General features: G+C 70.8%; 8 protein-coding genes and 1 riboswitch. Of the genes, 3 read left to right on the plus strand and 5 right to left on the minus strand.

Annotated elements, in window-relative coordinates; translation table 11 throughout:
- Positions 1–156: 156 nt before the first annotated feature.
- The 5 genes from ACFV88_RS34985 to ACFV88_RS35005 all read right to left on the minus strand — a co-directional run bounded on the left by ACFV88_RS34985 (position 157) and on the right by ACFV88_RS35005 (position 6,038).
- On the minus strand, positions 157–1,938 hold the full coding sequence (locus ACFV88_RS34985; protein WP_385496231.1) for an ABC transporter substrate-binding protein: 1,782 nt from the start codon (positions 1,936–1,938) through the stop codon (positions 157–159).
- A gap of 61 nt (positions 1,939–1,999) precedes the next feature.
- Positions 2,000–3,001, minus strand: coding sequence for an ABC transporter permease (locus ACFV88_RS34990; RefSeq protein ID WP_385496232.1), 1,002 nt, complete (start codon positions 2,999–3,001; stop codon positions 2,000–2,002).
- A gap of 371 nt (positions 3,002–3,372) precedes the next feature.
- On the minus strand, positions 3,373–4,155 hold the full coding sequence (locus ACFV88_RS34995; RefSeq protein ID WP_385496233.1) for an enhanced serine sensitivity protein SseB C-terminal domain-containing protein: 783 nt from the start codon (positions 4,153–4,155) through the stop codon (positions 3,373–3,375).
- Positions 4,156–4,343: 188 nt separating this feature from the next.
- Positions 4,344–5,162 (minus strand): enhanced serine sensitivity protein SseB, encoded by an 819-nt coding sequence (locus tag ACFV88_RS35000; protein WP_385496234.1) that lies wholly within the window; start codon positions 5,160–5,162, stop codon positions 4,344–4,346.
- 189 nt (positions 5,163–5,351) lie between these two features.
- Positions 5,352–6,038 (minus strand): AAA family ATPase, encoded by a 687-nt coding sequence (locus tag ACFV88_RS35005; protein ID WP_385496235.1) that lies wholly within the window; start codon positions 6,036–6,038, stop codon positions 5,352–5,354.
- A 266-nt stretch (positions 6,039–6,304) separates the two neighbouring features.
- Positions 6,305–6,398, plus strand: a riboswitch (glycine riboswitch).
- 156 nt (positions 6,399–6,554) lie between these two features.
- On the opposite strand from ACFV88_RS35005, the gene gcvT reads away from it, so the two are divergent.
- The 3 genes from gcvT to glyA all read left to right on the plus strand — a co-directional run bounded on the left by gcvT (position 6,555) and on the right by glyA (position 9,579).
- On the plus strand, positions 6,555–7,670 hold the full coding sequence (gene gcvT / locus ACFV88_RS35010; RefSeq protein ID WP_385496236.1) for a glycine cleavage system aminomethyltransferase GcvT: 1,116 nt from the start codon (positions 6,555–6,557) through the stop codon (positions 7,668–7,670).
- 238 nt (positions 7,671–7,908) lie between these two features.
- Positions 7,909–8,289 carry a glycine cleavage system protein GcvH gene (gene gcvH, locus ACFV88_RS35015; protein WP_385496237.1) on the plus strand — a complete coding sequence of 127 codons (381 nt, stop codon included), beginning with the start codon at positions 7,909–7,911 and terminating at the stop codon, positions 8,287–8,289.
- 21 nt (positions 8,290–8,310) lie between these two features.
- A complete protein-coding gene (gene glyA / locus ACFV88_RS35020; RefSeq protein ID WP_385496238.1) occupies positions 8,311–9,579 on the plus strand; it encodes a serine hydroxymethyltransferase in 1,269 nt (422 codons plus the stop codon).
- Positions 9,580–9,715: the final 136 nt, after the last annotated feature.

A 9,715-nucleotide genomic window follows, 5' to 3' on the forward strand; every position in this document is an offset into this window, starting at 1 on the left:
GGCGCCCACCCCCCCCCTGAGTGGTATTGGCCCCACCCCCTTCCGCCCCGGGGGGGGCCGGCGGCACCCGGCCCTCCGCCTCGGGGGCCCCGCGGCACCACCGCTGGGGCCTTCACCTGCCTTTCGTGCCGTACGGCGGGTGCGCCGGGGTGGTCGTTACTTCAGGCCCAGGCTGATGAAGTCGTACTGACCGCTGTAGGCGTCCGTGGTGTAGACGTTGGTCAGCTCGGAGGAGCGGAAGTTGATGAACTTCTCGAAGACGAAGGGCAGGTAGTACGCGCCCTCCATGACCTGGTGGTTGATCTCGGTCGCGATCTGCTCCTTCTTCGTGTCGTCCAGTTCGGTGACGAACTTGTCGAAGTTGGCGTCGATCGCCTTGTCCTTGATCAGGGCGAAGTTGTTGTTGCCGCTGTCGAGGATGTACTTGCTGTCCCACAGCGGCTGGCCGTAGCCCTGCACCGACGGGAAGTCGGGGCCCCAGCCCATGATGATGATCCCGTAGTTCTTGTCCTTGACGAGCTTCGGGTTGCCGATGATGCCGGAGGTCTGCGAACCGTCGTACTTGTCGATCTCGACGTTGACGCCGATCGCCTTCAGCGAGGTCTGGAGCGACTCGGCGGTGGCCACCTCGACCGGCTTGTTGTTGCGGACCGCGATGGTGGTGTCGAAGCCGTTCGGCTTGCCGCACTTCTTGAGTGCTTCCTTGGCCTTCGCCACGTCCGGCTTGCCGTCGTTCTTGGCGAGGCCGTAGGGGTCGTACTTCTGGCCCTCGGAACCGGGGACGGCCGGCGGGAGCATGTTGGTGCCGATGTCGCCACCGGCCATCGGGCCGCCGCGCGCGGTCTGGAGCGACTTGTGGTCGGCGCCGTAGATGACGGCCTTGCGGCACTCGATGTTGTCGAACGGGGCGACCGACTGCGGGAACGCCGCGTACCGGATGAATCCGGAGACCGGGTTGTCGAGGTTGCCCTTGTGGCTCTTGAGCGCCTTGATGCGGCCCTGCGGGGACAGACCGGTCTGGTTGAGGTCCAGGTGGTAGTCACCGGCGAGGATGCGGTTGTCCATCTCGTTGGCGTTCGAGAAGAAGTTCACCGTGATCTTGTCCGGCAGTGCCTTGCGCACCGGGTCGGAGGTCTGCTTCCACTCCGGGTTACGGACGAGCGTGATCTCCTTCTTCGGCGTGTACGAGGCGAACTTGTACGGGCCGGAGGAGAACGGCTTGAGGCCGTACTTGGACTTGGTGTCCTTGTCCTGGCGGACCGGCGAGGCCGAGGTGAGCGCGAGGATCTCCTCGAAGTCACTGTTCGCCGTGGGGAGCTTGAAGATGATGGTCTTGTCGTCGGGCGTCTCGATCGCCTTCAGACCGAGCTTGTCCGCGGACTTGTCCTTGTACGGGCCCGGGTACTCGCCCTTGGGGTCGAGGACGTCCTTCAGGTAGATCGGACCGCCGGCCAGCACGTCCTGCGCCCACACGCGCTCGATGCCGTACTTGACGTCCTTGGAGGTGATCGGCTTGCCGTCCTCCCAGGTGATCCCGTCCCGCAGCGTGTACTTGTACGTCTTGCCGTCGTCGCTGATCTCGGCGCGCGCGGTCGCGAGGTCCGGGGTCAGATCGGAGCCGGCCTTGCCGGGCTCGGTCTGACTGGTGACCAGCTGACGGCTGTAGTAGCGCATGAAGTTCCACGCGAAGCCGTAGTACGCCCGGGTGGTGTCCCACGAGTCGGCGTCCTGGGCAGCCGCGAACTTGAGCGTGCCGCCCTTCTTGGTGGCGGCGTTGGCGACCTTGTTGTTGGCCGCGTCGAAGCCAGCGGCCTTGCCGCCGCCCTTGCCATCGTTGTCGTCGCTGCCGCCGCCGCACGCCGCCGTGGCCAGCAGTGCCGCGACCACGGCCGTCGCCGCCGCGATCTGCTTGCGCCGTCCTCTGCTGTGGGTAGTCACGATGTCGGTTCCTCCGTGTGATCGTGGCCCGCCGGTGACGGGCCCTTGGGGGTACGGCAGTTCAGCGGGAACCCTTGGGGTCGAGCGCGTCGCGCACACCGTCGCCGAAGAGGTTGAACGCGAGGACCGTGATGAAGATCGCCAGGCCCGGAATGACCATGTACATCGGGTCGGACTCGTAGTAGTTCACGGCCAGGGAGAGCATGTCGCCCCAGGAGGAGGTGGGTGGCTTGACGCCGACACCCAGGAAGCTGAGGGCCGCCTCCGTGAGGATGTTGGTGGGGATCATCATCGTCATGTACACGATAATCGGAGCCACCAGATTGGGCAGCAGCTCCTTGAACAGGATGTAGAACCGTCCGGCCCCGAGGCTGCGGGCGGCCTCCACGTACTCGCGCTCGCGCAGCGAGAGGGTCTGCCCGCGGACCACCCGGCCCACGTAGGGCCAGCCGAAGAACCCGATCACCAGGATCATCACCAGCACCCGGACGCCGGTGCCGGTCAGTCCCAGCATCTCGTTCGGCATCACGGAGACCAGGGCGATGATGAACAGCAGCTGCGGGAAGGACAGCAGCAGGTCCATCGTCCGGCTGATCAGCGCGTCCAGCCAGCCGCCGAAGTACCCGGCGAGCACCCCGAGGACGGTGCCGATCGCCACCGCGACCAGCGCGGACGCGAAGCCGACCAGCAGGGAGATCCGCGCCCCGTGCACGATCCGGGCGAAGATGTCGCGACCGTTGACGGGCTCGACCCCGAACCAGTGGTCGCCGCTCATGCCGCCGAACGAACCCACCGGGGTCGACATCAGCGGGTCGATCAGATCTTCGTGGTAGGCGTTCGGGTCCTCGCCGTAGAGCTTGGTGATCAGCGGGGCGAACACCGCGACCAGGATCAGCATCACCACCACGGCGCCCCCGAACAGGGCGAGTTTGTCGCGTTTCAGACGCTCCCAGGCGATGCGCCCGAGCGAGCGCCCCTGCACCGCCTCCCCCTGGGCCGCGGCAACCTCCGCGGCGGCCGACCCAGCCGCCTCGGCGGTCGGCTCGTGCAATGGTGCCGTCATCGTGACAGAGACCCCTCTTCTCAACCGGCGGCGACCGGACCACAGTTGCCGGTGGCGACGTGCGGCGGTACGTCGTACTCGAGGGCTGGGCACCCCGTTCGACGGGGCGCGTGACCTCTGGTGCGGGAGTCTTCATCGCGGTTGCGATCCGTAGCCAGACCTCGCCCTGAATGGATGCGCAACCGTGATCCGGGTTGAGGGGTTCCGTTATCCGAACGGTCAATAACGCAGCCCGGACGGGGGACCGTTGGGGCTGAAGTGCGCACGCGCGTAGATGTGTGCGACGGGTGACCACAGATGCCCCACGGAGACCGAAAGGGAACAAGCAGCCCACAGCACCCGGGAGGCGACAGACCGGGAGGGAGGGTGCGTCAGCGGGGCGGGTAACCGTACCCGGTGGTAGGAGCGACCGGAGCGACGTGTGATTCGCGATCGTAGAACGGCCGGGCGTTCGCCCTCAGCCACATCGCTACGGGGTCGTACGCGTCGGCGAGGGCGACCGTGGACACCGCGAGCCCCTCGGGAACCGCACCGATCGACTGCTGCATCATCGTCCGCACCGCGTCGACGGACTGCGGACCGCTGTCGTACACGTCCAGCCCGATCGCCAGGTACGGGGCGCCCAGAGCCGGCTGTACCCAGGCGCGACGCAGGGTGCGCACCACCGAGGTGCGGTGTGCGTTCTGCCCCAACACGGCGTAGAACTGCGGGATTTCGATGGCCGGCTCGGAGATCCGGAGCGGCCCGGCGGGCTGGCGGTCCAGACCAGTGGCGATCCGCCGCAGGTCGAGCCACGGGATGCCGACGCCGCCGCCCGGGGTGTGCGGATTGAGCCAGAGGCCGTACCGGTCGGGGTAGAGCGCGCGCGCCACCTCGGCCACGGACACCACCTCGTACGAACGGTTCCAGCCGCTCGCGGACAGCTCCTGGGCGGAGGTCACACAGGGCGCGTAGCCGAGGCCGTCCAACTCCATGTTGCCGTACTGGGCGTCGGGCGAGCCCGGTCTGCCGTGCCACAACAGCATCCAGACCTGGCCGGAGGCGGGGTCGGCGAGGGCGCGCAGCAGCGCCTCGTACGCGTCGTAGCGCCCGGGGGTCACCTGGCGCAGCATGTGCTCGATCTGCCCGGCCGCAGCCGTGCCCGACGCACTCACCCTTGACCGCCCCTTCACGACACCTCGGAACAGCGCAGCACGGTTCCGAACCCGACACGTCCGCCACGGCCCGGCGGGTGCTTCGGCCCGGCCGGACCATGGAACCAGCTTAAGCGCCGCCGCCGGGACCGATTTGACCCGACGGTCCCAGGTCCGTCACAGGTGGCGACCGCTCCGCGGCCCGGGGATCACTGGCCCCGGACGTAGAACGGCCGCACCTGCTCGCGCATCCAGTCGGCCACCGGGTCCTGGGCGACGTCGAGGAGGATCAGGTTGACCCCCCAGGCGACGGGGGCCAGGCCGAGGGCCCGGCCGAGGGCGTCCAGCGGCAGTTCGCCGGCCGCCCCCTCCACCTGGTCGAGTTCGACGCCGATGAACAGTGCGGGGTCGCCGTCCTCCACGCTGGCCAGCGCGCGACGGGCGGTGGTGACCACGCCCACCGAGGCGAACTCGGCCGCCGCGGCGGTGAGGAAGTCCACCGGGTCCTCCTTCCAGTCGGGCTGGCGCAGCCGCACCCGGCCGCCGCGGCCGGGGCCGTCCAGGGCGGTGCGGCCGGCGCGGCAGAGCTCCGCGACGGCCGGGGGCGGCAGCGGGACGCCGACCGCTCCGCCGGGGTTGAGGACGATGCCGAGTTGCGGGGGCAGCCCCCGGGCGAACTCGACGGCCGGGGCGACCGTGCCGTCCGTCCGGTCCCCGACGACCTGCCGGAACTGTGCGGCGGAGGTGAACACCGGGACGTACGCCTGGCCGTCGATCTCCAGGGTGGGCAGGTCCAGGGTGGCGCTGGCGGGCCCGCCGCCGTTGGGGAGCGGCACCCATATCCGGCTGCGTCCCAGCACTTCCACGATCCGCGCGGCGGCGGACGGCACCCCGACGGACGCGGCGAGCACCCCCTCCAACTCGTTGGCCGGCCATGCGTCCCCGGACGAGCCGTCGGTCGTGAGGGGGGCCGGGGGGTCGTACGCCCCGGAGGGCGAGGGGTGGGGGGCCTGGGCCGGAATCTCCATCGTCAACCACCTGATCGGTACCGCGCTGCGTCTGCGCCAGGCACCCTAACGCGAAGCCGCGGGCCCGGGGCGCGGAGGCGGCCCCGGAGGGACGGGCGGTGGGGTGGCGAGCCCCGGGGTGACGGGTGGCGGGGGCGAGCCCCGGGGTGACGGGTAGTGGGGGGCGAGCCTCAGGGTGGCGGGGTGGCGTTACCCGTCGAACCGGATGGACCGCAGCGCTCCGCCCGCCGGCCGGTCCAACAGCACCGCGGAGGTGCAACCGGACGGCAGGCTCCCGCGCTCCGCGTCCCGCACCAGGCGCCCGACCGCCCGCCGGTGCCGCGCGAAGGCGTACCGCGACACTCCGCGGCCCCGTTCGCGCTGCCCGTTGAGCGCGGTGTCCGGCGCGACGTCGAGTAGCAGCAGGTGCAGCGTCGTCCCCCGGAGCCGGGCCTCGCGGGCGAGCCACCGGCGCACCCACGCCTGGGTGCCGCAGTCGTGCACCACCACGCTCGCCCCGGACCGCAGCGCCCGCCGCAGCGCCGTGAAGTGCGCGAGCCGCACCAGCGGCCGGTACAGGCCGTAGGGCAGCACCCCGGGCATCCGGCGGGCCCAGCGGTCGCGGGTGTCCTGGGAGTCGATGCGGACGGCGGCGGGGACGTCGTCCGCGCGGACCGTCCGGGACATCAGGGTCGACTTGCCGCTGCCCGGGAGCCCGGACACCACGACGAGGTCACCGGGGGCGAAGCGCAGCGCGTGCGGCCCCCGGCCCGCCCGCTCCCGCAGATCACGGACGACCCCCGCGGCCCGCCCCCCGCACACCTGGGCGGCAGGTGCTCCCGACTGTTTGGGCAGCGCGACGCCCGAAGCGCTCACGTACCCCCTGGTCCTGTTCACCGTGATCGTCCCCTCCAGTCGGTCACGTGAGCCTTCCCCGTAGAGTGTAAAGAGCGGGTAATTTCGGATGCTCGTGATTTTCGTCCGGATACGGTCACAACGGCATGACGGCCCGCGGTCGCACGGACACCCTCCGCTCCGCGGGGGCGCGGCTCCACCCCGACGGTCACCGCTGGTGGCCGGTGCCGCGGCGAAAGGGGGCCGCCGCCCTGCCCAGCGCGGCGAATGCGTGCAATGATGTGGCCGCCAACTGCATACCGGCCGCTTGAATCCGCGCGGGAGAGCCCTCGGTCCGACCGGGGCGCCGAAGGAGCAAGTCCCTCCCTTGAATCTCTCAGGCCCAGTTACCGCGCGGGCGAGGCACATCTGAAAAGCGGATCGCAGCGCCGTGGAGCGCGCGGTCCCACCCAAGGTGCAAACCGGGCCGCCGTCCGCGGCGTGGCTCCCGGCGAACCTCTCAGGTCCGATGACAGATGGGGAGGATCACCTCGCCGTCATGCCCTGGGAGCACTATCCATGAGCACCGTCCCCCGCCGTACCGCGCTCGACGCGCTGCACCGTTCGCTAGGCGCGACCATGACCGACTTCGCCGGCTGGGACATGCCCCTGCGCTACGGCAGCGAGCGCGACGAGCACCAGGCCGTGCGCACCCGGGCCGGCCTGTTCGACCTCTCCCACATGGGCGAGATCACCGTCACCGGGCCGCAGGCCGCCCAGCTGCTGAACCACGCGCTGGTCGGCAACATCGCCACCGTCGGCACCGGCCGCGCCCGGTACACGATGATCTGTCGCGCGGACGGCGGCATCCTGGACGACCTGATCGTCTACCGCACCGGGGCCACCGAGTACCTGGTCGTCGCCAACGCGGGCAATGCGCAGACCGTCCTCGACGCACTGCGCGAGCGGGCGTCCGGCTTCGACGCCGAGGTCCGCGACGACCGGGACGCCTACGCGCTGATCGCCGTGCAGGGCCCCGAGTCGCCCGGCATCCTGGCGGCGGTGACCGATGCGGACCTGGACGGCCTGAAGTACTACGCCGGCCTCCCGGGCACCGTCGCGGGCGTTCCCGCACTGATTGCCCGTACCGGCTACACCGGCGAGGACGGCTTCGAACTGTTCGTCGCGCCGGAGCACGCCGAGCGGATCTGGCAGGCGCTGACCGAGGCGGGGGCGGCGGCCGGACTGGTGCCCTGCGGACTGTCCTGCCGGGACACCCTGCGCCTGGAGGCGGGCATGCCGCTGTACGGGCACGAGCTGACCGAAGCGCTGACCCCCTTCGACGCCGGGCTCGGCCGGGTGGTGAAGTTCGAGAAGGAGGGCGACTTCGTCGGCCGCGCCGCCCTGGAGGCCGCCGCCGAGAAGGCCGCGGCGAACCCGCCGCGCAAGCTGGTCGGGCTGGTCGCCGAGGGGCGGCGGGTGCCGCGCGCCGGGTTCGCGGTGGTCGCGGACGGCACGGTGATCGGCGAGGTCACCTCGGGAGCCCCCTCCCCCACCCTGGGCCGGCCGATCGCCATGGCGTACGTCGACGCCGCGCACGCCGAGCCGGGCACGGCCGGGGTGGCCGTCGACATCCGGGGCACCCACGAGCCGTACCGGGTCGTGGCGCTGCCGTTCTACAAGCGCCAGAAGTAGCGGCGCCCGTCCACCGGGCGCCCGGTACCGGACGCAAGCGGTACCGGCAGGCGCCAGCCGGTGGCGGCACCGTCCAGGAGGCGCCAGAAGTAGGGGCGCCGCCGTCACCGGACCCGTCCGGCAGGACCACCGCCGGGCGCCGCCCGGGCAGGCCTCCCGCGGGCGCGTCCGGCGCCCGTCTCGCATACCAAGACATCCCGTTCCCCAGCACTCCCCCGCGTACAGGAGAATTCCCACCATGAGCAACCCCCAGCAGCTTCGCTACAGCAAGGAGCACGAGTGGCTGTCGGCCCCCGACGGCGACGGCGTGGCGACGATCGGCATCACCGAGTTCGCGGCAGGCGCGCTCGGCGACGTGGTCTTCGCCCAGTTGCCCGAGGTGGGCCAGCAGGTGATCGCGGGCGAGTCCTGCGGTGAGCTGGAGTCGACGAAGTCGGTCAGCGACCTGTACTCCCCCGTGAGCGGCGAGGTCACGGAGTCCAACCAGGACGTCGTGGACGACCCTTCCCTGGTGAACTCCGCGCCCTTCGAGGGCGGCTGGTTGTTCAAGGTGCGCGTCACGGCCGAACCGGACGACCTGCTCACCGCCGATGAATACACCACCTTCTCCGCGGGCTGACCCGAGACTAGGGATCATCTGATGTCGCTTCTGAACACTCCCCTGCACGAGCTGGACCCGGACGTCGCCGCCGCCGTCGACGCCGAGCTGCGCCGCCAGCAGTCGACCCTGGAAATGATCGCGTCGGAGAACTTCGCCCCGGTCGCCGTCATGGAGGCCCAGGGCTCGGTGCTCACCAACAAGTACGCGGAGGGCTACCCGGGCCGCCGCTACTACGGCGGCTGTGAGCACGTCGACGTGGTCGAGCAGATCGCCATCGACCGGATCAAGGAACTGTTCGGCGCCGAGCACGCCAACGTACAGCCGCACTCCGGGGCCCAGGCCAACGCGGCAGCAATGTTCGCGCTGCTCAAGCCGGGCGACACCATCATGGGTCTGAACCTCGCGCACGGCGGGCACCTGACCCACGGCATGAAGATCAACTTCTCCGGCAAGCTCTACAACGTCGTCGCCTACCACGTGGACGAGACGACCGGCCAGGTCGACATGGCCGAGGTGGAGCGCCTCGCCAAGGAGTCCAAGCCGAAGCTGATCGTCGCGGGCTGGTCCGCGTACCCGCGTCAGCTGGACTTCGCCGCCTTCCGCCGGATCGCGGACGAGGTCGGCGCCTACCTGATGGTGGACATGGCCCACTTCGCGGGCCTCGTCGCGGCCGGGCTGCACCCCAACCCGGTGCCGCACGCCCATGTCGTCACCACCACCACGCACAAGACGCTCGGCGGCCCGCGCGGCGGCGTCATCCTGTCCACGCAGGAACTGGCGAAGAAGATCAACTCGGCGGTCTTCCCCGGCCAGCAGGGCGGTCCCCTGGAGCACGTGATCGCCGCCAAGGCCGTCTCCTTCAAGGTCGCCGCCTCCGAGGAGTTCAAGGAGCGCCAGCAGCGCACCCTGGACGGCGCCCGCATCCTGGCCGAGCGCCTGGTGCAGGACGACGCCCGCGCGGTCGGGGTCAACGTCCTGTCCGGCGGCACCGACGTGCACCTGGTCCTGGTCGACCTGCGCGAGTCCGAGCTGGACGGGCAGCAGGCCGAGGACCGGCTGCACGAGGTCGGCATCACCGTGAACCGCAACGCGGTCCCGAACGACCCTCGGCCCCCGATGGTCACCTCGGGCCTGCGCATCGGCACCCCGGCGCTCGCCACCCGCGGCTTCACCGCCGAGGACTTCCGCGAGGTCGCCGACGTGATCGCCGAGGCGCTGAAGCCGTCGTTCGACGAGACGGTGGCGGCGGGCCTGAGGGCCCGGGTCACGGCCCTCGCCGACAAGCACCCGCTGTACCCGGGGCTGTAGTCCCGACGGGGTGGGGGGGGCCCCCCCGGGCGGGCCCCCCCCCCCCCGGGGGGGGGGCGGGTGTGAGGTTGGGGGGGGGGCCGGCCCCCCACCCCCCGCGCTCGGTGTAACAAAAAACACACCCCCCGCACCCTTT

This window comes from Streptomyces sp. NPDC059816, assembly GCF_042732055.1.
Classification (GTDB): Bacteria; Actinomycetota; Actinomycetes; order Streptomycetales; family Streptomycetaceae; genus Streptomyces.